Annotated in this window: 23 protein-coding genes; 16 read left to right on the top strand and 7 right to left on the bottom strand. The window is 24.9% G+C overall.

Features of this window, described 5'->3' with window-relative positions; all coding sequences use genetic code 4:
• Together ACQW0Y_RS02085 and ACQW0Y_RS02080 are read left to right on the top strand one after the other, a co-directional pair.
• Positions 1–1,809: an MAG3240 family lipoprotein gene (locus ACQW0Y_RS02085; protein ID WP_427867525.1), complete on the top strand. Its 1,809-nt coding sequence runs from the start codon at positions 1–3 to the stop codon at positions 1,807–1,809.
• Positions 1,802–2,554 (top strand): hypothetical protein, encoded by a 753-nt coding sequence (locus ACQW0Y_RS02080; RefSeq protein ID WP_427867524.1) that lies wholly within the window; start codon positions 1,802–1,804, stop codon positions 2,552–2,554. The genes ACQW0Y_RS02085 and ACQW0Y_RS02080 overlap by 8 nt, the downstream gene beginning before the upstream one ends.
• A gap of 17 nt (positions 2,555–2,571) precedes the next feature.
• Here ACQW0Y_RS02080 and ACQW0Y_RS02075 read toward each other — a convergent pair whose 3' ends face one another.
• The 4 genes from ACQW0Y_RS02075 to ACQW0Y_RS02060 form a co-directional block, all read right to left on the bottom strand.
• On the bottom strand, positions 2,572–3,078 hold the full coding sequence (locus ACQW0Y_RS02075) for a hypothetical protein (RefSeq protein WP_427867523.1): 507 nt from the start codon (positions 3,076–3,078) through the stop codon (positions 2,572–2,574).
• An 80-nt stretch (positions 3,079–3,158) separates the two neighbouring features.
• On the bottom strand, positions 3,159–3,539 hold the full coding sequence (locus ACQW0Y_RS02070; protein ID WP_427867522.1) for a hypothetical protein: 381 nt from the start codon (positions 3,537–3,539) through the stop codon (positions 3,159–3,161).
• Positions 3,530–4,921 carry a glutamate--tRNA ligase gene (gene gltX / locus ACQW0Y_RS02065; protein WP_427867521.1) on the bottom strand — a complete coding sequence of 464 codons (1,392 nt, stop codon included), beginning with the start codon at positions 4,919–4,921 and terminating at the stop codon, positions 3,530–3,532. Before gltX ends, ACQW0Y_RS02070 begins: the two co-directional genes overlap by 10 nt.
• A 2-nt stretch (positions 4,922–4,923) precedes the next feature.
• On the bottom strand, positions 4,924–5,601 hold the full coding sequence (locus tag ACQW0Y_RS02060) for a hypothetical protein (RefSeq protein ID WP_427867520.1): 678 nt from the start codon (positions 5,599–5,601) through the stop codon (positions 4,924–4,926).
• Between the two features lie 114 nt (positions 5,602–5,715).
• On the opposite strand from ACQW0Y_RS02060, the gene ACQW0Y_RS02055 reads away from it, so the two are divergent.
• From ACQW0Y_RS02055 to ACQW0Y_RS02000, 12 genes are all read left to right on the top strand, one after another.
• Positions 5,716–6,483 carry a cysteine peptidase family C39 domain-containing protein gene (locus ACQW0Y_RS02055; protein ID WP_427867519.1) on the top strand — a complete coding sequence of 256 codons (768 nt, stop codon included), beginning with the start codon at positions 5,716–5,718 and terminating at the stop codon, positions 6,481–6,483.
• Between the two features lie 191 nt (positions 6,484–6,674).
• Positions 6,675–7,730, top strand: coding sequence for an ATP-binding cassette domain-containing protein (locus ACQW0Y_RS02050; RefSeq protein WP_427867518.1), 1,056 nt, complete (start codon positions 6,675–6,677; stop codon positions 7,728–7,730).
• A 45-nt stretch (positions 7,731–7,775) separates the two neighbouring features.
• Positions 7,776–8,228 (top strand): rRNA maturation RNase YbeY, encoded by a 453-nt coding sequence (gene ybeY / locus ACQW0Y_RS02045; protein ID WP_427867517.1) that lies wholly within the window; start codon positions 7,776–7,778, stop codon positions 8,226–8,228.
• Between the two features lie 24 nt (positions 8,229–8,252).
• Positions 8,253–9,140 carry a GTPase Era gene (era, locus tag ACQW0Y_RS02040; RefSeq protein ID WP_427867516.1) on the top strand — a complete coding sequence of 296 codons (888 nt, stop codon included), beginning with the start codon at positions 8,253–8,255 and terminating at the stop codon, positions 9,138–9,140.
• Positions 9,140–10,783 carry a hypothetical protein gene (locus tag ACQW0Y_RS02035; protein WP_427867515.1) on the top strand — a complete coding sequence of 548 codons (1,644 nt, stop codon included), beginning with the start codon at positions 9,140–9,142 and terminating at the stop codon, positions 10,781–10,783. The genes era and ACQW0Y_RS02035 overlap by 1 nt, the downstream gene beginning before the upstream one ends.
• A gap of 16 nt (positions 10,784–10,799) precedes the next feature.
• Positions 10,800–12,182 (top strand): ABC transporter ATP-binding protein, encoded by a 1,383-nt coding sequence (locus ACQW0Y_RS02030; protein WP_427867514.1) that lies wholly within the window; start codon positions 10,800–10,802, stop codon positions 12,180–12,182.
• Entirely contained in the window at positions 12,172–13,035 is an 864-nt protein-coding gene (locus ACQW0Y_RS02025; protein ID WP_427867513.1) for an ABC transporter permease, read from the top strand. Before ACQW0Y_RS02030 ends, ACQW0Y_RS02025 begins: the two co-directional genes overlap by 11 nt.
• Positions 13,028–13,891 (top strand): ABC transporter permease, encoded by an 864-nt coding sequence (locus tag ACQW0Y_RS02020; RefSeq protein ID WP_427867512.1) that lies wholly within the window; start codon positions 13,028–13,030, stop codon positions 13,889–13,891. Before ACQW0Y_RS02025 ends, ACQW0Y_RS02020 begins: the two co-directional genes overlap by 8 nt.
• Position 13,892: 1 nt before the next feature.
• Positions 13,893–15,659, top strand: coding sequence for a hypothetical protein (locus ACQW0Y_RS02015; protein WP_427867511.1), 1,767 nt, complete (start codon positions 13,893–13,895; stop codon positions 15,657–15,659).
• A gap of 144 nt (positions 15,660–15,803) precedes the next feature.
• A complete protein-coding gene (gene asnS / locus ACQW0Y_RS02010; RefSeq protein ID WP_427867510.1) occupies positions 15,804–17,147 on the top strand; it encodes an asparagine--tRNA ligase in 1,344 nt (447 codons plus the stop codon).
• 6 nt (positions 17,148–17,153) lie between these two features.
• Complete coding sequence (locus ACQW0Y_RS02005) at positions 17,154–18,158, top strand: glycosyltransferase family A protein (RefSeq protein ID WP_427867509.1); 1,005 nt, start codon at positions 17,154–17,156, stop codon at positions 18,156–18,158.
• On the top strand, positions 18,152–18,811 hold the full coding sequence (locus ACQW0Y_RS02000; protein WP_427867508.1) for an RDD family protein: 660 nt from the start codon (positions 18,152–18,154) through the stop codon (positions 18,809–18,811). The genes ACQW0Y_RS02005 and ACQW0Y_RS02000 overlap by 7 nt, the downstream gene beginning before the upstream one ends.
• A gap of 22 nt (positions 18,812–18,833) precedes the next feature.
• On the opposite strand, the gene ACQW0Y_RS01995 is transcribed toward ACQW0Y_RS02000, so the two are convergent.
• The 3 genes from ACQW0Y_RS01995 to ACQW0Y_RS01985 are packed head-to-tail and all read right to left on the bottom strand — an operon-like array spanning position 18,834 to position 21,658.
• Positions 18,834–19,613 carry an MAG0920 family protein gene (locus ACQW0Y_RS01995; RefSeq protein WP_427867507.1) on the bottom strand — a complete coding sequence of 260 codons (780 nt, stop codon included), beginning with the start codon at positions 19,611–19,613 and terminating at the stop codon, positions 18,834–18,836.
• On the bottom strand, positions 19,594–20,340 hold the full coding sequence (locus ACQW0Y_RS01990) for an MAG0920 family protein (protein WP_427867506.1): 747 nt from the start codon (positions 20,338–20,340) through the stop codon (positions 19,594–19,596). The genes ACQW0Y_RS01995 and ACQW0Y_RS01990 overlap by 20 nt, the downstream gene beginning before the upstream one ends.
• A 4-nt stretch (positions 20,341–20,344) precedes the next feature.
• Complete coding sequence (locus ACQW0Y_RS01985) at positions 20,345–21,658, bottom strand: hypothetical protein (protein ID WP_427867505.1); 1,314 nt, start codon at positions 21,656–21,658, stop codon at positions 20,345–20,347.
• Between the two features lie 212 nt (positions 21,659–21,870).
• On the opposite strand from ACQW0Y_RS01985, the gene ACQW0Y_RS01980 reads away from it, so the two are divergent.
• Together ACQW0Y_RS01980 and ACQW0Y_RS01975 are read left to right on the top strand one after the other, a co-directional pair.
• On the top strand, positions 21,871–24,084 hold the full coding sequence (locus ACQW0Y_RS01980; protein ID WP_427867504.1) for an ATP-dependent helicase: 2,214 nt from the start codon (positions 21,871–21,873) through the stop codon (positions 24,082–24,084).
• Positions 24,077–25,651: an MHO_4530 family protein gene (locus ACQW0Y_RS01975; RefSeq protein ID WP_427867503.1), complete on the top strand. Its 1,575-nt coding sequence runs from the start codon at positions 24,077–24,079 to the stop codon at positions 25,649–25,651. Before ACQW0Y_RS01980 ends, ACQW0Y_RS01975 begins: the two co-directional genes overlap by 8 nt.
• Positions 25,652–25,653: the final 2 nt, after the last annotated feature.

Raw genomic sequence — 25,653 nt, 5'->3', positions numbered from 1 at the left:
ATGAAAAAAAATAAATTACTATTTTTAAGTATGGTTGGAAGTTTTGGTCTTCCAATTATTTCTATTTCTTGTCAAAATGAAAACACTTTAAAAATTGATGACTCTAAAATAAATACTAAATACTTATCTAAACTTAATTTGCAACAACTAGCTACCTTGCATAATTTTGAACCTATTTTTTTAAATCCAGAAAACAATAAAGATCAAAAGTATTTAGGTAAAATAACTAATATCTCAGTAGATAATGAATTAGTTTTTGAATCATCATTAAAATACAAAACTAATTTAAAGCTTCAACCTTTTTGAAAACAAGTTGAAACAAAATATGACAATTATAAAATTGAGAAAACTGAACACTCAAATAATAATGTGTTAAATAATTTGTTTAAAGAATATGACTTTGAAAATATAAAAAGCGCTGGCGGATATTCAAATCAATGGTTTTACTTTTTAGCTAAAAATAATAAAAAAACTGATTATTACCGTGTTTTAGATCCTTATTTCTTTGATTTTCAAACGATTATATTTCGTTTAGTGCATGACATTAAAACCAATAATGGTTTAATGAATGTTAATTCACTTTTGAATAAAAGTGGTCTTGCATATATAACAAGAAATATATTTAATAATAATTTTATTCAAGCTAGTTCTTGACTAAATAATGAAAGTAAAAAATTTAGAGAAAGTTTTTTAAATTTCTTAGTTTTATATCTAAATAAATTTGATTTAAAAATTAAAGATATTATTGTTGATTGAAGTAAGTCTAAAATCAAAGAAAATGATTTTTCAAACCAAAGTTTTATTAGTTTTAAAATAAAAGATATTATTGGTTTTGACAATAAGAGTATTATAAATGATGAAATAAGAGAAAAAACTTTTTACATAAATGGTTTTAGAAACTACGCAACTGAAGATAAGTTTGGTGTTGGCGAAAACGGTTTAGATGAAAAATTACCACTATTTAATGATTATGTTCAAAATCCTTACTTAAAAATTAAGAAAGATAAAAATTTAGATATTGGATTTGATATTAATTCATTCATTAAAGGATACAATAGCATCGACTATTGGAATTCACGCGGTCTAGTTTACTTATTTTCAAAATTTAAAAATAGATTAGAACTAGAAGTTCCACATTTTTATAAGGAAGTTGATGAAAATTATCAAATAATTGATGTTCAATTTACCAATTACTATCAAACTAGCCAAATTATTAAATTGATTATTAAAGTGTATAAAAAAAATGGCGAAACCAAAGATTATGTTTTATTAAGTTCAAACTTTGATGATCATGGACACTTTTTAAAAGCCTTAGCTACAAAACTAAAACCTGTTGAAAGTCTTGAAAGCATTGATTACGCAATTTATCGAAAAGATTCTCCATTAGACTTTGCAAAAATAAGTTTAAATGATTTTTCTAATACTGATTTATTTAGCTCATTAATTCAAAAGGCCATAGATAAAACCAAAAGTTATATTAAAAGCAACGAAATTAATGAGGAATATAAAGTTGCATTACTAGATATTTTAAGCGCTCACTTAAATAACTATCTTTTAGCGTATGCTTTAGAAACCAAAGAATCAAATTTAAATTCTGGTATTAAGAAAATTGAATTGAATAGTTACATTCCAAATGGTAATAGTGCTGAGTTTAATTTTGGTTTTTATAAATTTATTTCACCAAATGATTTTAACTTTATTAATGAAGAAGAAAAGCCTTATTTTGAATTAAAAATTAATATTGATAATTTATTCTCTGATCAAGAATCTACATTTCAAATATTATCAAAGGGGGTAAAAAATGAGTAAGTTAAAACTGCTTCCTTCAATTTTAGTTCCTATTATTCCCTTAACTATAATTTCTTGTCAAGATCATTCTAAAAATCAAAGTATAATTAAAGAAAAAGAAACAATTTTTAATAACAAAATAGTGAAAGAAGCTCTTAATCTTAAAAAAATGTTAAGAGAGTTCAATTACGCTTATTATATTTTTCATGAAAATTATAATTTTATTAGAATTGCAATTAAAGACCTTATTGAAGAACAAAGTCTACAAGAGAATAAGACTAATTTAACTAATTATTATCAAAGTTTTTGAAATAGTAAGACCTCACAAGATTTAAATAGTTTTGCTAAATTGATTTTAGAATTTAATAATTTGTTTAAAGCAACTATTGATGCTTTATCAAATTTAAACTTTTATTTAGAACAGTTTAAATTTGACGACAAAAACATCATTAATATGACAAATGAAGAATTTTCATTGAAATTAGATCAAGATTTTCAAACGTATATTTTTAAAGAAGATTTAACACTAGATTTAAATAAAATAAAAAGAACTCCAATTAAAAATTTAATGGTCGCATTAAAAACAAAACTAAGTGAAATATCTGAGAGTATTGATCAAAATACTCTTGTCCAATTTAAGAATGAATATCAAAAAGCCAAAGTTTTTATTTATGATAATATTAATCATATAAATTTAGATAAATATATTAATGAAATTATTGAAACATTAAAAAATAATAATAAAAAAGATTTCTTTAGTTTTTAGCTAGAGAAATCTTTTTTTTAATCAAGTTCAATTGGTATTCTTACATTAACTCTTTCATTAACGTTAAGATCAAAGCAAATAACATCATAAAATAAGACTACTTGTTTTGTAACATTATCACCTTTAAAACGAATATCTATTCGGTGAGATTTACTTACTTTAGTTATATCTGGTTTGTTTAGAAAGAAATACTTTTTAAACTCAGGGTCATTTGCTATTTTATCCCCATCATCATAATGGTTAGTATTATATTTTGAGTTTAACTTATCAATTAATTGAATAAAAAAGTTAAGAGATGATTCCCCTTCGTTAATAAATTTTTCTTTTCCTTGTTCTGATAATTGAAATACAAAGTCATTATGAATCGTTGATAATTGTGAATCATTTAGCAATTGTGGTTTAGGTTTTTGAGTTTCATCCTTATCGTTGCAAGAAACAAAAACAGGTGCTAATAACACTGGTGTTGAAATCAAACTATATAAGAAAGTTTTATTCAATAAACTTTTTTTGTTTTTTCTTTTCATAAACAATATTTTAATTTAAATAACCAATTTTTTTATTTTATTTTTTTAGAAAATAAAAAATCCCAAAGTTTTTTTGGGATTTAATCATTCTTAAATAATAATGTTGCTGTGTTTCTAACAATAATGTTTTTATTTTGTAATAAATCATATGTGAAAGAAATTTTATCTTTATTGATAATAACTTTTATTAAATATGTATCAAGTGAAATAAAATCAGTTTCTGATATTTTTAATTTATTTTCAATGAACTCATTTTTTTTCATATGCAAAAACTGGTTTGCATATGTTATTTTAACTTCATCATTGCAAATATCAATGATACAATTCATTACTTTTTCATCTGTAAATTCAATATGTGTAAATTTATCATTATTCGTTTCTAAAAAATCAATATATTCTGTTTCAACTACTTTGTCTTCTTGATTGTCTAAAGTTGTTGTTAAAACATATTTTAATTTCATTTTGTTAATCTTTCAAATACAATTTTTTCTCCAAATAAATAAATTGCTTTAGCTAGTTCTGGACCGTGCTCTTCATATGTTGTAGCAATTCTAATTGGCATAAATAAATCTTTACCTTTAACACCTAATTCCCTTTTAGTTAATTCAATAGCATTTTGAATATTTTCGATTGTAAAAGTGTTGTTTTTTAATGCTTTTTCAAATGTTTTAACTACTTCTAAATTAGAAATTGTTAAATCTGTGTGTTGTTTAGGGCTAGTATATATTTCCAGATTTTGTTTAATTTCGTTAATTGTAGCTGCTGATTGTTTATAAGTTTCAACAAATAAATTGTTTCATTCTTCTGAAAAAGGTGAGTTAATTTTCTGAATAATTACATTATTATCAACTTTTTTCATATATTGTTTTGAGAATCATTCCATTTTTACAATATCAAATTTTGATGGTGATTTTGATAATCTTTCGGGATCAAATTTCTCAATCAATTCTTCATGACTCATAATTTCTTGACTATCTTTTGATGTTCAACCTAATAAAGATAAAAAGTTAAAAATTGCGTGCGGATGATAGCCTTCATTTTTATAATCTTCAATAAATTGTTTTAAGGTTTTATCTCTTTTTGAAAGTTTTTTTCCTTCCATGTTGGTAATAATTGTTAAATGACCAAAGGCAGGTGGCGTTCAATTTAAAGCTTCGTATATTGCTAATTGCTTTGGAGTATTAGTAATATGTTCTTCGCCTCTTAAAACATGAGTAATTTCCATTTGGTGATCATCAACTACAACAGCGAAGTTATAAGTTGGATATCCATCACTTTTTACAATAACAAAATCTCCAATATCATCACTATTGACTTCAATTCTTCCTCTAACTAAATCTTCTCAACCATAAATTGTATTTTTCTTTAGTTTTAATCTGATTGAATATTCTTTATTTTGATCTCTTCTTTGTTTTTCTTCATCACTAATTTTCAATCAATTTGGATCATATCTAAATGATACTACTTTTGCTTCTTCTTGTTCTTTATGTTGTAATTCTAACTCTTCCGAATTATCATAAGCCTTATAAGCAAAACCTTTGCTAATTAATTTATCTGCTATTTCTTGGTAAATCTTTAATTTTTCTGATTGACGGTAATTACCATACTTTTTATTCGGTTTAAGCGGACTTTCATCAGGAATAATTCCTAATCAAGCTAAATTATTTAGTTGACTTTCTTCACCACCAACAACATTTCTAGCAACGTCGGTATCTTCAAGTCTAAAGATAAAAGTTCCATTGAAATGTTTAGCAAATAAATAATTAAATAAAGCCGTTCTAGCTCCCCCAATATGTAAATAACCAGTTGGGCTTGGGGCATATCTTGTTCTTATTGTTTTCATAATTATTCCTTATCAAAAATTAAAACTAGTGGTTCGATAACATCTTGTCAAAAACCTTTTAAACTATTTGAAATATTTCTCACAAATGGTCATGGTGCCTCTTCAATTGAAGGTCCTGCATAAGGAAATCTTGATCTTGAAGGAGAAATAATATCATTTTCAAAGTTAGGGGCTGCCTCTGCTGTTTTTTTAATTCAATAAAGCATTACAAAAACTGCTTTTGGATTATATTGGTATTGTGAATATTTAGCTCTCTTTGCTACACCTGGTAGGTTTGTAACTAACTCATCATATCTAAAAGAAAATAAACGATAATCGTGGGGGCCAGTTAAGTTTTTAAATACTAAAAAGTCAAAGTTAGGTTTGATTTTATATACATGTTCAGGATCGTGGGCGTTATTTAATTTTCCGTCTGGTGTATAAAGTTTGTATTTAGAATCATGAATACTAATTGGATTAAAAACATTTTGAGAATTTAGTTTATAAAAAGCTTTTGCGCTTCCTTTGATAATTCTTTCACCATCTTCATTGACATAAGTTAATTTTGGATCTTCTGAAATTGAAAGTTCTGGTAGTTCATGAGAACATGAAGCAGCAACCAACATTGGCGCCACTATTCCAGTCATTGCTCCAATCGAAGATAAAAATAATATTGATTTTTTACTTTTTTTGTTTTTCATAATTATTAATTTTACTAAAAATTAAATTTTAAAACTCTATTTTATGTTTATAAAGTTTTCGCTATTTTTTCCTTATTTTAAAAAATTAATTTCAAAAACTTCAAAAATATAATTATGCAAATAAAAATACAAGACGACATTAAAGATTGCGGACTATACGTTTTGCAATCATTACATAAATTATTTTGAAAAAAATGAATAGATATAAACCAATTAAAGTATCGGGCAATTTATTCAAAAAATGGAATTAGTATTTCTAACTTAACTTTGTTAGCAAAAGATATAAATTTAGAACTTGAAGCCTATAAAATAGATTGAGAAGAGTTTTTAAATCTAAAAAGTAAAGCTCCTGTAATTTCAATAATAAAGATTGATACTTTTTTTCACTATATCATAATTAAGAAAATAAAAAATGGTTTAGTGGAAATATTGGATTCTGTAAATGGAAAAAGAAAAATAGAACTTCAAAACTTTCAAAAACTTTTTACCGGTTTTATTTTAATTGTTAATAAATCTGCAACTCAAAATAAGATAGAAATGTATTCTAAGAATTCTTTTTTTAGAACAGAAATTAGTTTTAAACTTTTATTTGCAACTGTCTATTTAAGTGTCCTCCTTGTTTTATTTAATTATTTTCTTTCTTTTGTGAGTAAATATATTTTTTCTTATATTCAACAACAAGACAAAGACTTTGCACTCAAAAATATTTTGCTTTTTGCTTGAGTTTCTTTTCTTTCAATACTTGTTTCATTTTTAATAACTTTAATTCAAAATTTAATCAAAAACAAAATATCAAAAGTAATTAAACTAAATTATGTAGACAAAGTAAAAAGAGCTAATTATAATCAAATAAATAAAATTAGTAAAATGAAATTATTCTAAGGTACCTTGCAATAGATTCAATCGCTTATTACTATTCATCTATAACAACTTTTTTACCGACAATAATCATGTCTTTGTTTTTGTTTTTTCCTTTATTAATATTTGTACAAGTAAAATTTTTAATTTTAATTATATTTTTGAATATATTAAAAATATTTGTTGGCTTTTTAATTAATACTAAAATCTACAATTTGTCAAAACAAAACACAATAAAAACAGTAGAAGAAATTAACGAAATTAGTTTTCTAATTAATCGAGATAATTCATATTACAACCTAATCTGAAATAATGTTGAGAAATTTAATTATTTAGATAATATGCAAATAATTCAAATTAATGATAATAGGCTTAATAAATTAAATAATTTAAAAAATTTAATTTTTGGCTTTTTAAATTTAATTTCTAATTTAATAATTTACATTGTCTTTGTTCTAAATAGTTCAAATAATGTTTCCAATCTTTTATTTATACTACAAATACAAACAATAATTAATAACCCAGCTAATGATTTTCAAAACTTTTTAATTGCAAATAAGATATTTAAACTTAACTACCATAGAATCGCTTTTATTTTAGATATACCTGCCTTCTCAAATATCTCTTTATTTAAAGTTGAAAATCCTATTAGGTCAATCTACTTAAACAATTTATCTTTTAAATATGATAAAAAACTTATCTTTAATAATTTAAATTTAACTATAAATAAAGGTCTTATCATAACTGGACAAAATGGCAGTGGAAAATCAACCTTAATAAAAATTATCTCTGGATTGATAAAAGAATATCAAGGGAGTGTTGTTTTCAATAACACAGATATCTCTGAATTTAGTCAAAACTGGTTTGATGATCATGTATTTTTTTCCGATAAAGAAAAAGATTTGCCTAATTTAGATTTATACACATATATATTTTGAAATATAAACGAAAATGAAAGAGACAAAATATTAAATAATAAGGATTTTCAGTTTGTTTTAAAAATATTAAATTTAGATATTTTTTCAAATATTTTAATTAATAAAAATAAGTTATCCCTAGGACAGTTACAATTAATAAAGTTATTGCCATTATTAATAAAAAAATATCAAATTATTTTACTGGATGAGTGCTTTGATTATCTTTCTAAAAAAACATTTAAAATAGTTAAAAAAATTATCAAAGAAAAACAAGAGAATTCGTTGATCATTGAAACCTCACATAACAACAGGTTTTTAAATGAAAAAACGCAGTTTTTGAATATAAAAAAATAATAATAAATTTTTGCATTTTTTTACAGTTAATTTATAATTATTTTTATGAATAAATTAACCATTAAAAATAAGAGCCTTTTTTGCTTTAAATTTGAACAAGATTTTTTAAATATTTTAAAAGAAGCAAAAGAAGAATTTGGAAGCAAAAAAAACTTATCAGTTGACCTTCTTTTTGTTAACAAATTTAAAATGAAAAAACTAAATAATTTGTATAGAAATAAAAACTACACTACAGATATTTTAAGTTTTCCTTTAGAGGCAGCTAATGAATTAGATTTTTTAGATTTTTTAGAACTTGGACAAATTATTATTTCTCCTTGAAAAATTAAAAAACAAGCTAGAGAATTTAATCACAGTTTAAGAAGGGAATTTTGTTATATTTTTGCTCATGGTGTTGCACACCTTTTTGGTTTTGATCATCAATCTGAGGAAGAAGCAAAAATTATGAATGGCCATGTTGATAATATTATGGCAAAACTAGGAATTAACAGATATTAATACTTATTTTTGAGAGGTTTATGAATGAAAAAAATTTGCTATGTAGGTTTAATTGGTAGACCAAACGTTGGAAAAAGCACATTAATTAATAATATTTTAGATTTTGATTTAGCAATAGTGTCTAACTTAGCGCAAACTACTCGAGATAATATCAAAGGAATTTATAATGATAAAGAAAGTCAAATAATTTTTATTGACACTCCCGGCATTCATAAGGCTGAATTTTTATTGTCAGAAAAATTAAATGAAAAAAGTTATGAAACAATACAAAGCATTGATGTTGTTTTATTTATAACTCCAGCAAACGAAAAATTAGGAACAGGAGATAAATTTATAATAAACAAAATAAAAGAAACAACCGATGCTGACTTAATTGCTGTAATTACTAAAGTTGACTTAGTTGAAGATAAAAATTCTTTAGATAATAAAGCTCAAGAATTAAAATCGTTAGGATTTAAAACGGTTTTAGGCGTTGGAAAAGGATTTAAAAACACTTATAATGATTTAATTGACGAAATTAAAAAATACTCATATGAATCAGAAGTTCCATATGAAGAAGATCAATTAAGCGATGTCTCTTTAAGATTTATAGCCAAAGAAATCATTAGAGAATCCGCAATAAATAATTTATATCAAGAGGTTCCTCACTCAATAGCAGTTCAAATAGACGAATTTAAAGAAAGCGAAGATGAAACCTTACATTATACTATTTTTGCTACAATATTTGTTAAAAGCGAATCACAAAAAGGAATAGTTATTGGTCAAGGCGGAAACAAAATTAAGAGCATTTCAATGTCAGCAAGAACAAAAATGTCAAAAGTTTTTGAACACCCAGTAAATTTATTTTTAAAAGTAAAAGTAGATAATAATTGGGTAGACAAGGAAGACAGAATCAAAAAGGCGGGCTACTAATGAAAATTCGTAGAATGACTCATAGGCTCAAGCTTATTTTGCTATCTATATTCACAAGTTTATTATTTTTATTTTTTGTAATTATTCTATTTTTAAAGTTATCAAATCCTTACAAAGTAAGTATTTATAACTATGAATCTTATTTAAATAAAGATATTATAAACAAAGTAAAAAAAGATTATTCATATCATGTTTTTACTAACCTTGATGAATTTACAAGAGCAATTAAAAATAAAAAAGCCGTTGCTGGGGTTAGTTCTGATTATCAAATAGCACAATTAATTTTAGAAAACAAATTGAAGAAAATAAATTTTCAAAAAGCTTTTAACGCTACATATAATGAAAATAATAAAAAAGAAATTATTATGAATTTATACACAAAAGACGTTAAAAAACAGTTTGATTTTTACAATAATTGAATAATTGAAAAGATAAAAAAAATAAATCCTGAAAACATAATTTATAAAAATAAATTTAAACCTTATATTTATTATAATGACAAAAACGAAATATTAGGCTTTGAAGTAGATGGAGAGAAAGGGATTGATAGTTTTTATGAGTTCTTAATACCATATTTCACACTTGATAAAATGGTAGTTTACAATACTGAAAACTTTGAGATTTTCAAGAACAAAAGAAATAATGTTGTTTCAAGTGCTAATTTTGATGAAATTAAGAATGGAATGGAATGATATGACATTATGAAATCACTTGTTCAAAAATATAAAAATCCAAGAATTTATTGAACTAATTGATTTTTAGACAACGCAATGATTGGCCAGTTTTATAAATACTATTTAAATGACAACACCCAAAGAGATTTAAAAGGAAATTGAAAACTTTTAGATAAAACAAATTATGAAGATATATTTGATCATTTTAATAAATTTGTTTTAGATACAACAGGTGCTTCAATAAAGGACATAAACAGAAATAAATTAGTTACTGATGGTCAAGAATTAGTTTCAAGTATTATTGAACCAATTAGTGGAAAAGCAGATATCGCAATTATGTATAATGGAGATGCATTAGATGCTTATTATGGCCAAGATAATTTTGCTTCACTTGAAGAAAGTAATAACATTTCGTTTGTAAGACCTAAATATAGTTACACAAATATTGATGCATGAATAATTTCTAAAGATATTAATGATTTTAAGTCTGATAAATTACTTTCCCGGTTAAATGAATATATTTTCTCTGATGTTATAAAAAGTGGAAATGACTTAACTAGAGAATATATTCAAAATGTTTACCAAGAAATAAAAGAAAATTCAGACCTTAATCAAAATACTATTAAACACAATTTGTTTAGAAACGAGAATGAAGCTAAAAGTTTAAACGAAATTGATGCTAATTTTTATAAAGAAAATTATGACTTTTTCAAAAATGCTTTTGCTTACGAAAATTTACCTAACATTAATAACTTTGACGTAATTAATTACACCCCAAGTTATAAAAATATTAAAAACTTTTTAAAAGATTGATACTTTTTAGATAAAAATAAAAACCCTGACTTAAAAGCAATATCAATCTTTGACTTAGAAACGGTGTCTAATGTAGAATTTAGACCCTATCAACCACTTGATTTAGAATTAAAAACTAAAATGATTGATTATTACTACCAAAAGACTAAATCGTAATAAAGAAAGGAAATATATGGAAAAAAAGAAAATTAAAAAAGAATCTTCTTCAATTATTGAACTTGTTGATGTTGTTAAAGAGTTTGAAGATAAAACTGTTCTAGATAACGTTAACCTTAATATTGAAAAAGGTGAATTTATTACCCTTTTAGGACCCTCTGGTTCTGGTAAGACTACCATTTTAAGAATTATTGGTGGCTTTGAATGAGTTACTCGTGGTGAAGTTAAACTTCATGGTAAAGATATTAAAGATTTATCGCCTCACAAAAGAGATGTTTCTACAATTTTTCAAGACTATGCTTTATTTCCACATTTAAATGTTGAAAACAATATTAAATATGGTTTAAGACTAAAACGTATTTGAAAGGAAAATGTTCCTAAATCATTCGAAAGCAAATTAACAGTTCAAAAAAGAAAATGAAAAAAATACGCTGAGCAAAAAATGAAAAGCTTAGATAAAGAATTTGAACTTTACGAAAAAGAATTAAACACAAACAACTCTCTTTCACAAAGAAAAAGAAATAAATATCAACAATGAATCGATGATATGGATTTCAAATATTCATATTGAGAAAATTATGTTGATTTAAAAACCGAAGCATACGAAAAAAGATACTTGACAAGAAAAATTACTAACGAAGAAATGGATAAAGAAGTTAAACAGATGATGGAACTTGTTGGTTTAACGGGAAATGAGAAAAAGAACGTTAACTTCTTATCTGGTGGTATGAAACAGAGAGTGGCTTTAGCTAGATCTCTAGTTATTGAACCAGAAATTCTTTTATTAGATGAACCCCTAAGTGCTCTTGATGCTAAAATTCGTGAAAAAATGCAAAGTTTATTGAGAGATATTCAACAAAAATTGAAATTAACATTTATTTTTGTTACTCACGATCGTAATGAGGCATTACAATTAAGCGATAGAATTGCCGTAATTCGTGATGGCAAGGTAGAACAATTTACAACACCTAAAGAACTATATGACTACCCTGTAAATAAATGAGTAGCAAACTTTATTGGTGATTCAAACTTTTTTGATGCAACATTTGTAAAAGCAAATAAAGTCAAATTTATGTCGAAAACTTTTGACACAATTCATGAAGAATTTGAACCTGGTGAAAAATTAGATGCCTTAATTAGACCAGAAGATATATTAATTACTAGAGTAAAATCTAAGGCAAAACTTATTGGTGAAATTGTAAAATCAACATACGGTGGAAGCTACTACAATTATGACATTGATTGCAAGGGCAAAATTGTTCATGTTGAAACATCTTCAAAACATGCTGTTGGAAAAGAAGTATTTTTAGACTGGGACGTTGATTCAATTCATTTAATGAAAAAAGACAAAAAGCTTGAAGCATTAGAAAAAGAATTGGAACAAACAAATGAAATTTAAAGATTTAAAAAAGAAAAAAACAAAACACTTTTCTTCGCCAATGTCTAAACTACAATTCTCCTTTTTAATCCCTTATATTATTTTTGCTATTTTATTCATTATTTTACCTATGGTTTTTGTATGCATTTATGCATTCAAACCTTTAGAAGGACAAACAAAATTAGAAAACTGAGAAATTGCCATAAAACCTTCTACATGAATAATTATTGGAAGATCTTTACTAACTGGTATTTTAGCTGCTTTTGTAGCCTTAATTATAGGCTTCCCTTATGCTTATATTGTTTCAAGATCAAAATATAAAATAATTAAAATTTTAGGTTTAACTTTAATCTTAAGTCCTTTAGCTATATTTACAATTTCAAAGGCTTTAGCTGTTAGAGGTTTATTTTCAGCAATTTTTGATGAAAATCAACTTAACAATAACTTCTTTATTATTTTTGGAATGGTTTATTTATATTTACCATTTATGGTTTTACCTTTATACCAAGTTTTAAAAGATATGCCAAACAATATCTTAGAAGCTTCTGAAGATTTGGGATACTCAAAATTTCAAACCGTATTTAAGGTCATTATTCCTTACTCAACTAAGGCAATACTAAGTGGTTTTGGTATTGTCTTAATGATGTCAGCAACATCAATTATTATTTCGGACAAATTATTACCAAATGGTAGTCAAAAGCAGTTAATTGGTAACTTAATTAATCAATTTGCAAATACAGCTAATCCATTTGACTTAGCAAACGCTTCCACTTTGGTTATTATTACCTTATCTGTATTGTTATCTATCTACGCAATTATTTATGGAATTCCATACTTAATTAGAAAAAGAAGACAAGGAGGAAACTATGAGTAAGATTAAAAACTTTTTAAAATATTCTTATGTTTTTATTATTTTAGGTTTTTTATATGTTCCTATTATTTTTGGAACCATTTATAGTTTTAACTCCCCATCAGACAAAGGTATATTTTCTGTAACAACATGAAATAGAACATCTTTTGAAGCGTACAGTGAACTATTTTCAAAATCACATACTCTAGCCTTTGTTAACTCATTTCTTTTAGGTATTGCAACTTCAGTTTTAGTTATAACAATTTCTTTACTAACTGTTTTTGCACTTTGAAGAAACAAAAATAAAGGTGCAAGATCATATGTACAAACAACATCTAACGTCCCAATGATTAACCCTGATGTTATTACGGGTTTAACTTTAGCTATTGTTTTAAACTTTTTATTTTTTGGAACACTAAAAGCAACTAGCGAAGGTTTTTTTAGATCAATCATTGGCCACACAGTTATGTGTTTACCATATGGAATCTTAATAATGCTTCCTAAAAGTGATAAGTTTTCAAAGAATATTTTTGAAGCAAGCCAAGATTTGGGATATTCTAAATTTAAAACATGATTTAAAACATATTTTGTTTACATGTTAGGTTCAATTGGCTTTACTTTTGTGATGACAATGACGCTTTCATTTGATGACTTTATTATTACAAGAATAGTTTCTAATACCGAAACTCTTGGCACACAATTATATGAAGGTCAATTCCAAGCATGATCCTTAGCAATTGGGGCAATATCATTATTAGTGGTTATTTTTGGAAATACCTTATATATAGTATTCAAAGGTACTCAAAACTCAAAAGCAAAAAAAGCGATTTTATTATCAAAAAAACAAGCACAAAAAGACTTCTATAAGGAGGCTTTATAAATTGCAAAAAAAGATTTTTAAGGTTATACTTTTTTATTTATCGCTTTTTATAATATTTAGTTTATTTTTAGGCGGACTAATATTTAAATTAACTAACCATTATCGCCCAAGCGTTTATAATTACGAATCATATTTACATCCTCAGATTGTAAATAATCTTAAAAAGAATTACAATTACAAAGAATTTAAAGAAATTAATGAATTTACCCAAGCATTAACACAAGATAAAGCTATCGCTGGTGTTGGAAGCGATTTTCAAACAGCACAACTTATATTAGACAAAAAAATCAAAAAAATCAATTTTGAAAGAATTTTTGGATCGGAAACTAACAAGTGAAATATCCGAAAAAACTTTTTTACAGAAAATGTTCAAAATCATTTAGAAAACTTTGACAAGCTTATTTATAATAAACTAAGTTTAATGAACCAAGATGAATTAAATAAAATAGGTTTTGAGATTGATACAATCAATCAAAAATGAAGATCTTTTGAAACTAAGAACGAAGGCTTAGACAATTGAGATCATTTTTCAGATTTTATTATTCCTTATTACATTCAAGACAAAGGTGTTGCTTACAATATAAATGAAAATTCAAGACCCAATCTCGAAATAGAAAAGGCATTAAATGTCCTAGAAAACATTGAAAACCCTATCAATTGAAACGAAATTTTTTCGATTTTAAAAGATAGTAAATATCAAAGAGTTGCATGAACTAATGCTTTCATTGATAATCTAATGATAGGAGCACTTAATTACAAAGGTAAAAATCCTGATGAATGAAAAACTCTTTTTACTCATAATGGAGAGGGAAAACTATTTAACTTTAATGATTCTAATTACAAAATTGCAATAGATTCGTTTATTAAGTTTGTTGAAGATTCGTCTGGTTTTTCAATTAAAAACACAGGATATAACTATTTAAGTGGTGATGGACTTGAATTGTTAAACCATTTAATTGAACCTAAAGAAGGAAGATCTGATTCAGCAGTTATTTATAATGGCGATGCTTTAGATGCCTATTATTCACAAGATAACTTTGCAAGTGTTGAAGATGGATTAATTCGTTTTATAAGACCAAAATATAATTATTTATTAATGGATGGATGAATTATTTCACACAAGCTTAGTGAAGAAGATACTAATAACTTTTTGGATATTTTAAAAGAGAATATTTATCACAATAATTTTCTTTTAAAAGACAATATAAAAAATAGTTCTGATTCAAATCTTTTAGATAGTCTTCTTTTGGAAAAAGTTAAGGATTTAATAGATGATGAAATGAAAGAAAACGCTTCTAAAATTTTAAAACAAATTTTTGATGAAGAAAAAGATGCTGTAAAAGAGGCTTTATTAGCAAGTAAAGAATTTAGCAGTATTGAATCATCACATTGAGATGACTTTACTAACTGAGAAAAAGAATTAAATAGTTTTGTAGATAATAATGAAGGCCAATATTGAAACTGATTGTTAATCGTTAGAAATAATTCTGACAATGGTTATAGTTTATTTGAAGATGCATTTACTGAAGCGTTCGGTGATGAAGAATTATCAGAAATAGCTAATTTTGATTATATTTCATACACCCCCGCTGATAAATTAAGCTATGAATTTATTGAAAAATGATATTTTGGAAATGATGAAATTGCAAAAGATATTTTCGCACAACCAAGTTCAAATGAAAATTATTTCCTATTTACATACCCAATTATTGACAACAGTTTAAGAACAAAAATTGCTTCTTATTATTTCGAAACAACAAAATCGTAGAAATAGGCTTTGCCTATTTTTCTTTTTATTTTAAGTTTTATTTTCAAAATTTTCTCATTAATATAATTTAAAATAAACATTCAAAAATAATTTAAGTATAATTTTAATTATAATTAAATTACACTTTATAACTAGGAGTCAATTATGACATTAAAAAAATTATTACAAAAAGTTGAAAACATCAAAGAAAACCAAGAGTTTGAAATTAAAGGTTGGTTAGTTTCAAATAGAGGAAATGAAAAAATAAGATTCTTAACAATTAACGATGGAAGTACTGTATCTAATTTACAAGTTGTTGCTAAAGGTGAGATCATTCAAAACGAAAACTTATCACAACTTTCATTAGGAACATCAGTAATCGCTAAAGGTTTAATTCACTTAACACCTCAAGCACAACAACCACTCGAATTAGCCTTGGATTCAATAACAATTTTAAATGGTGTAGATGAAGACTTCCCAATTCAAAAGAAAGAAACTTCTTTAGAATTTTTAAGAGAAATTCCGCACTTAAGAAACAGAACAAATCTATTCAAAAGTGTTATGTTAATTAGAAATTCACTAGCTTATGAAATTCATAAATATTTCCAAGAACATGACTTTTTATATATGGCTTCACCAATTATTACTTCTAATGACGGAGAAGGAGCAGGAGAAACATTGTTGGTAGATGATGAATCAAAAGATTTCTTTTTTAAACAAAAAGCTTTTTTAGGTGTTACCGGACAATTACATGCCGAATCATACGCTGCCGGATTTAAACAAGTCTACACATTTGGGCCAACATTTAGAGCAGAAAATTCTCACACATCAAGACACCTTGCTGAGTTTTGAATGGTAGAACCAGAAGTTGCTTTTTATGAATTAAAAGATATTATTTTATTAGCAGATGATCTACTAAAAACTGTTATCAAAAATACTATTAAAAATTATCCAGATGAAATGGTTTATTTAAATTCAATCAATCCTAATTTAATTGAAACTTTAAATAAGTTTTTAGATAATAAATTGACAGTTATTGAATATAGAGATGTTGTTAAACAATTAGCTAACTATAAAGATTCCTTTGAAGAACAAAATATCTTCTTTGGAATGGATTTAGCTTCTGAACATGAAAAATTCCTGTCAGAGAAAATTGTTCAAGGGCCTGTTGCTGTAATTAATTACCCTAAGGATATTAAAGCGTTTTATATGCACCAAAACGATGATAAAGAAACAGTTGGGGCGTTTGATTTATTGGTTCCTGGCATTGGTGAATTAATCGGTGGAAGCCAAAGGGAAGCAAGATACGAAAAATTACTTGAAAGAATGAATGATTTAAAAATATCAACCGAACCTTTACGGTGATACTTAGATTTAAGACGTTTTGGCTACGCTCCATCTAGTGGTTTTGGAATTGGTTTTGAAAGACTAGTTATGTATGTAACTGGTGTTGCTAATATTAGAGATGTTATTCCTTTCCCTCGTGTAGCAGGACAAATTAAAATGTAGGTATTTATGAGTAGCAAAAATTTAACTATTATTGTTCCAATATATAACCCCGCTATTTCTATTGAAGACATTTTTAATAACCTATACAAACAAAAAAGCCAAAATTTTGACGTTATAGTTACAATTGATCGACCAAAAGAAGAACACTTTATTGCTATTGATGAATTACACAATAAGTTAAAAGATCGTTTGAAGGTTGTTTTCAATACAACACACCAACATATTGATATTGTTATTAATGATGCTTTAAAAAACGTGGAAACACCTTATGTATTTATTCTTTATTCATACTGTAAATTAAAAAATGAGTTTATTAAAAGAATTGATAAATTTTTAGAAGGCTTTCAAGATAAACCTGATTTTGTGGAAATGCCTGGATTTAGCAAATCTATTTCACATTCTCTAATTAAATCGGAATTGCTCCCTGGTTTAGGTTTAGTGGACTTAGAAAAAAATGTGTTGCCTTTTGCCTTAGTTACTCCTTTTGTTTTTAATACTTTTGTAAAAACAGAAATAGCTAAGAAGGTTATGGACACACCTAAAACTAGAGACTTAAATTTGGAATATTCACCCAACTTAGTTTTCCGTGCGCTTTTAAATTCTAAAACTTTTGCTTACTTTCCTGATACATGAATTGAAAATTGAAATTATAGTTTTTTAATGTTCAACCCAAAATCATTAACACGTAGTTGAAATAATATTTTTAAGGAAGTTTCTTTAGACAACGATTCTGTAAGAAAAGCTTTATCGTTTGCAAAATGTATTAACTATTGTTATTATGTTGCTGGTATTTTAGGTACATTTAAAACAAGAAAAAATAGTTTAGAATCTAAATCACTAGATAATATTAAAAAAGCTTTAATTCAAGAAATAGAAAATTTAAAACCTGCTTGATTAGAAGAAATGAAGAATAATAATTTTTTCTTAACTTTTGATGTAAAAAAATTATTTGAACTTACTGACGGTTTTGTGAAAAAGTGAGATTTAATTTTTAAAAAATTTATATGATAAAAAAACAGAACATAAAAGCAAATTTTTGAATAAGGTTGCTTAGTACATTCATTGATTTATTTATTTTTGTAATTTTTTCTGTTGGTACTTCTTTCTTAATATTCAATTACAAAAAAGCTGATTTTCTCTTAAATAATATTGTATATAAAGAAGTTGTTTATAGAATATGATTATTAGGTTTAATTGTTTTTAATATTTTTGAATTTATTGTGATTCCAATAATTACAGGCGGGCAAACGGTTGGAATGCTTATCTGTAAGATTAAAATTATAGCTAATGATAATGGTAGAAAATTATCAAGATTTATTTTTGATAGACAAAGATTATTTTCGTTTTTATGAGTTTTTGTCTTTTTAAGTTTTATGTTAATGTCAACAGATGCTTTTTTAAAGGCAGCAAGAGGACAAAAAATGAATACTGTGGAAAAACTTGTTGTAAGTTTACCAACAGTTTTAGCAACAATAGCAATTAATTTACAAATTTTTATGATTTTAACAGGCGTTGTAGCTACAAGATTAAATTGAAATGATAAATTTTCTCGAACAAAGACTGTTTGAAAAAATAAATTTGAAGAAATGTTTGAAGATGAGGATTATAAATTAAAAATTTATCCAAAGAAAAGAGAATTACCAAAAATAGAAATCTTAAATTAATAAAACAAAAAGACAGGTTTTTTTATTCTCCTGTCTTTTTGTTATAACTAAATATTTTATCTCTGTTTTGATAAATGTAAGAATAATCTTCAATCTTGAAAATTGTGTTATCTATAGCCACGTCTTCATAATTGAATATTAAAAAATAATAAAATTCCTCATCTCGTTTAGTTTCATTATATTTATAAAAATAGTTTTTTCAATTTTGATTTTTAATTTTGTATTGTTTACTAAAAAAAGGCCACACGTTAGTAATGTAAGTCATATTTAAATCATTTGAGAACTTAAATATGCTGAAAATCTCTTTTGATTCTATAGTTTCAATTTCTTCAAATAAAACTCCATTTAATTTATTGTTTTTAATTTCTCAATTTTTAAACTTTCTCTTTATTATGCATATCTGAATTATTAATGTTAAAGAAAAAATGAAAATAAAAAGTAATAATGCCGTAGTAAAAAATGGAAACAATACAACTGTATTAATTTGTGATTTTCATTTAGATAAATTAATCAACACATCTAGTCATGGATAAAAAATAGATAAACTCATTAGTATTGATATCGCCAAAAATATGCTTAAAAAAATAAAACTAATTTTTATTTTTTGATTGATTGTTTTAAAAAAAATCTCATTTATTTTTATTTTTTTAGATAAAAAAATTTTTTTAGCACCCCTTTTTAACAATATTCTTTTTAGTATAGGAAGAAAAAACAACAATAATAAGGTAAAAAAAGATGAAAATAGTATTAAAGAAAAAACAAAAAGAATTATTAAAAGTGTTTTAAATGTTATTATATTCATTTTCTAAGATTTCCTTTATAAAATATAAATAATTTTCTTTGGTATAAGAAATCTTATTAATTTGAGCAGAAGTATAATCAAATAATATAAAGTATAATAATTCATTATTATCTATTACGCCATCATTAATAAATTTTTTTCTTTTGTTTAATATTTTCATTCCATAAAAATGCGACTCTGAATTTTTGAATATTGGAATTCTAATTTCTAAGTCTTCGTTTAAAATAATATTCCTAAAATCGTCATAATTTACTGGCTTTTCAATATTTAAATGACTTTTTTCTATTTTTTCATTTTCTATTATTCAATCTCTTATATTTTTTTTAGTTTTGTTTATCTTAATAAGACCTTTTATTAAAAAATATAAAGGTTCGAGTATAACACCAAAAATAATGACTAATAAAATAGAATCATAAAAATCAATTTTTTTTGAAACTGTAAAATAGAACACTAAATATGTAATTAGCGTAAAAACAAAAATAAATATTAATATAAATAACCACGAGATATAAAAAGTTTTAGATTTTTTAAAAAACTCAAAAAATTTATCAAATGTTGATTGGGGTAATTTTATTGATTCTGCTAAAATTTGTTTTTTTGCTCCTGTTTTAAAGTCGCAAGTAAAAATTGTTTTTTTGTTATATTTTCAAATAAAATAAAACCCAACAACAAAATAAATCATAACCAATGGCGAAAGTATCGCACAATAAATAATTAATAGTGTCATTGTCTTATCCTAAATTATCTCATTTTACTTTATTTGGAAATGTTCTTAAGTATTCTCCTTTATTTGGGTCTTTAACCCTTAAAAAGCCGTTTATACTTAATTCAAAATTATTTAACTTTAAAAGTTCTTCTAATGTCTTTATCTCTCCGGTCTTAAGATTTTTAAAATGTGTGTTAGTACCACCAACACCGCCTTGTGTATATGGCTTATTAATTATTGTTTCGTTTATAACAGTTCATTTAATTGTTTCTAATCTAGAAATTGTTTTTAATAGTTCTAAGGAACTTTCTTTTATTTCATTATTAAATTTTTTAAATTCGTCTAATTCATTTATATCCTCTAATAAATTTTTTGTAGAGATTAATGGAGCAATGAATGTACTAACTTTTGACAAAGAGTTTGGATTAATTAAAGAATCAAATTTCACAATATTGTATTTTAATTTAAAAAGGGAAAGAGAAAAAGAAGTTGTTTTTAATGCCATTTCAGTTACAGTCATAAAAGAATACTTAGATAAGGTATCTTCAATTTCTTTAAATGACTCAATTGTTTTTAAAACATCATAATAAGCCATTTTTAGTGCAGAAGCAATAGATCCCAAAATTCCAGTTGCAAGACTAAGGGCTGCAGCCGGAACAGATGTGGCACCAAAAGTAAACGGTATAAGTGTATATAAAGATGCAGCCAGTAGACCTGTTCCGATCGAAATTCCGGTTATTACAGTAGACCCAGTAAGCAATCTATTAGCTAAATTTGTTTTTTGCAATATAGAGTTTTGAATTTTATCCAACAATTCTTTTAAATTTAAAATCTTGTTTTCAACATTTTTAGATGATTCAACTCCATCATCATTAATTTCAAACATTTTTTTAATATCGGTTTTAATTCTTTTATAATAACTTTTTGCATTATTGTTTATTTCTTTCTTTTCTAATTTTATTTGTTTTAAAGATTCAACTAAAATAGAATGAAATTTTTTATTCAATTTTGATTTTACTTCATCATTTAATTCTAAAAGATTTTGTTCTTCAGAATTTATAATTCCGTTTTTTTTCATTTTAATAAAAAACTTTTTTAGAATTTCATCTTTCTTATTACCAAACATTCTTTCAATATTTTTTTTCGCTGAAAATTTTATATCAAATTGTTTTGCTATACTTTCTAATTCCTTACTATCTTCGGTTAAAAATTCTTCAACAAAAGTTAGAATTCTTTTCTCTTCTTCTGATATGTTAATATCAGAGGAAACAATAGCAACATTGTTTGCTAGGGGCAGAACAGAAGCCGAAAAAGAATTTATTAACTTTAAAATTTGCATATTTTTCCTCTTTTTTTATCATTATTTTGTTTTTAAATACATTATATAACTTATTAAATATGTGTTAAATATTTTGAGTGAATTAGTATCAAAATTAATCTTTGTTTTAATTTTATAGTTACAAAACACTTTCTTTTCTTTATTACTCATTATTTATAATGTGTAATAAGGTATAATTTTAAAAGAACAATCTAAATTTAAGAGGTAAAAACATGGTAGACTTACATAAATTAAATAAACAACAAAGAGAAGCAGTAGAACACAACGAAGGTCCTCTTCGGATAATTGCTGGTGCTGGCTCAGGAAAAACAAGGGTTTTAACTTATAAGATTTCTTACCTAGTAGATGAATTAGGAATTAATCCTTCACATATATTAGCTTTGACTTTTTCTAATAAAGCAGCTAATGAAATGAAACAGAGAGTCGTAACCATGATTGACAACCCAAATAAATTACCAATAATAAGTACGTTTCATGCTATTTGTGCAAAGATATTGAGAAAAGAAATTCATCTTTTAGGTTATGACAATGATTTTCAAATTCTCGACGAGATATATCAAAGGGCAATTTTAAAATCTGTTTATGCTGAATTAGAAATTACCAATACTCAATTTAGCTACAACTCTATTATTTCATACATTCAAAATAAAAAAAATTCTTTATTTGATTTTTTAAATATTGAAAACGAACAAGAAGATAGCTCAATGTCTCCAGAAGAAAGAAAAGCAATAGAAACTAAAGAATTAATTTACAAACACTATCAAGAAAGACTCCAAAGATCTAAGGCTTTGGATTTTGATGATTTATTAGTGTTTGTATATACGTTATTTTATGATCCAAAATATGAAAATATTGCTAATAAGTGAGCAAAAAGATTCGATTATTTATTAATTGACGAATTTCAAGACACAAGTGTTATCCAATACAAGATTTTACAAAAATTATGTTCAACTAATAATTTGACAATTGTTGGTGATCCGGATCAAACAATTTATAGCTGAAGAAATGCAGATATTAATATCATTATAAATTTCCATAAAGATTATCCTGATGCACTTACAGTAAAACTTGAAGAAAATTATCGTTCAACCAAAAAAATTCTATATCACGCTAATAAACTAATTCAAAAAAACAAACTTAGATTAGAAAAAAATTTATTTACTGAAAATGAAGAAGGTGAAGACGTTGAATTTTATTGTGGTCATAGTGAAGAAGCTGAAGCAATTTGAATAGCTCAAAAAATTTCTGAACTAAAAAGATCTCGTGTTCAATTAAAAAATATTGCGATTTTGTTTAGAACTAACAGCTACTCAAGAGCAATTGAAGAAGCTTTAATTAGAGAAAATACAATTTATAAGTTATTTGGTTCTATCAAGTTTTATCAAAGAGAAGAAATTAAAGACGCTTTAGCTTATTTAAGGGTAATTCACGATGGTAGTGAAATTACTTTATTAAGAATTATTAATAAACCATCACGTAAAATTGGAGAAGTTACAATTGATAAACTCTTAGAATTTGCAAGAAGTAAAAACTTAGATTTATATTCTGCTATCGAAAAGCATTTTGATGAATTACAAGAAACATTGAGTATTTCTACATCAACCTTACAAAGATTGGCTTATTTAATTAACGATATACGTTGAGCAAGAGCAGCTTTAAAATCAAATAATATTAGTAGCACTTTAAAAGAATTTATGTTTAAAAAGATTAACTACTTTGAAACTTTTAAAGGTTCAGAAGAGGAATATGAAGCTAAACAAGAAAACTTTTTAAGTTTAATTGCAGCAATTGAACAATGAGAAAAAATTAACACTCACGGTACTATTGATGAATACTTGCAAGAAATTACTCTAATTACAGACCGTGATGTCGAAGATGATGCAACAAGTTTTGTATCATTAATGACAGTACATAACGCAAAGGGTCTTGAGTTTGATTATGTATTTATTTGTGGTTTAGCTGAAGGTATTTTTCCTCTCAAGAGAGCAATAACAATTGCCCCTAATAAAGATTTTACTTTCTTAAGTAGTTCTAATACAAGTGAAGAAAATATTGAAGGATTAGAGGAAGAAAGAAGACTTGCTTATGTAGCAATTACTCGTGCAAAGAGAAAACTATTTTTATCTTTTGCAATTAATAGATCAGGCTTTGCTAAAAGAAGTAGATTTATAACCGAAGCAGGTATTTACGAACAGAATGGAAGCGTTAGTTTAGCAAATGATTTTTCAATAGCTGAAGAAAACCATTTAAACAATAGTGACTTAGTTGTTGGAGATTACATTATGCATAAATTTTTTGGTCGCGGTGAAATAATTGATATGGTAGGCTCAATTATTACTGTTAAATTTGCTAATCAAAAAACAACAAAACAATTTGAAAAATCACATCACTCAATTAAGAAATGAGATGGTAGTCTAGATGATTAAAAAAATTGATTCGCTACTCTTTATTTGAGTATTGATTTTTGCTATTTTACTTTCAGCAATTTCTTTATGATTCATTTTTTGATTAGAGAGAAAAGAAAAACTTGTTAAAAATCAAAACGGTTTTATTTGTCTTGAATTAGACTTACAACAAGAAAGAATTAAATATTTAAATGGAATTTCTAATATTTATAATGAGCCTTTTTTTCTTAAAAAGATTAATTTTTTAAATAATAGATGAAAAAAATTACAAGACTTTCAATCTTTACTTGATAAGAAATCTAATTTTGTTTTCTCTAATGCCATTAAGAATAAGGAAAACGTTTTAATTAGTTTTGAAAAACAATTAACTAAGTTTTCATGACATAAAACAAAGGTTAATCTTGAAATGAATTTTGTTGATGAAAATAACGCTGTGGTTACTATCAATTGAAATGAAATTAATTCTCGCGAAGAAGCTGTTTTTGAGGCTATTAATACAAACGTATCTTACTTGCTTGATACAAATAGTAAATATTTAGCCTGCGGGTTTGTTTTAAACATAAAAAACATTAACAACATTAATAACTTTGTTAAATTATTTAAGGAAGTTTTTTACAAAAACAAACTAAAAAACATTAAAGTTTTTTTAGATTGAAACAAAATATTTTTTGTTTTTCCTCTTTCTAAATTCAAAACAAAACAAGCTAATAAGGGAATCAAAATAATTGAAAACAATTCACACTTATATAAAAATTTATTTAGTAGTTTTTTTGCTTTTGAAAGTAATTTATTGGTTGGAAAAGATTTTTACAATTATGAAGTAATTTTTGATTATTTAAAAGTGATACCTTTTTTAGAAGATTTTTGATTACCTAATGATTTTAGTGAAATAGAATATTTTAAAAAATTTAAAGAAAATTATGATTACGTTTTAAATGAAATTAATGAAACTAACAAAATTGATTTTAAAACAATTTCATTTAATAATTTTGGTGATGAGAATAGTAAACTAAACTTTTTATTAACAGAGAAAAAATTTGAGGCATTGAATATTTCTGATCCAAAAATTCTTTCATCATTAGATATTTATAAAAACTTTTTTATTAAAATTTACGAAAATATTAATGCTATTGAGCCCCATGGTAAGGTTTTAAATGTTAATGATTTTATTTTTAACCTAATTGATAATAAGAATATTGAAAACGCTATTTTTAAAGATCATTCTTTTGTTCAATTAATTTCTTTAAACTCAAAGAAAAGTATGTTAAAGGCAAAGAAAAAGGTTGAACAAATTCAAGAAATTAAACCAAAGGCTTCGATAGCAATAAAGTTAGACGATATAAATGATGATATTATTTCTGCAATAGATAAATGAGTAAAAATTATTTGATTTGATAAAAACATTACATCAAGATTAAATAACCCAAAAATAATGTTATATGTTGGTCTTTTACTTAACAAAGCTGAACAGTTAAACATATCTGTTGTTTTTGAGAAATTAGATTACAAAAATTACAAAAAAATACTATACAATAATAATTTAAATATGTTTTATACTTTAAATAAAAAAACATTAAAGGAAAAATAAAA

Origin of the sequence: Mycoplasmopsis arginini, assembly GCF_965278885.1 — a bacterium.
GTDB lineage: Bacteria > Bacillota_I > Bacilli_A > Mycoplasmatales > Metamycoplasmataceae > Metamycoplasma > Metamycoplasma arginini_B.
Note: the sequence above shows the minus strand (reverse complement) of the source record. Positions and strands in the feature narration are given on the sequence as shown.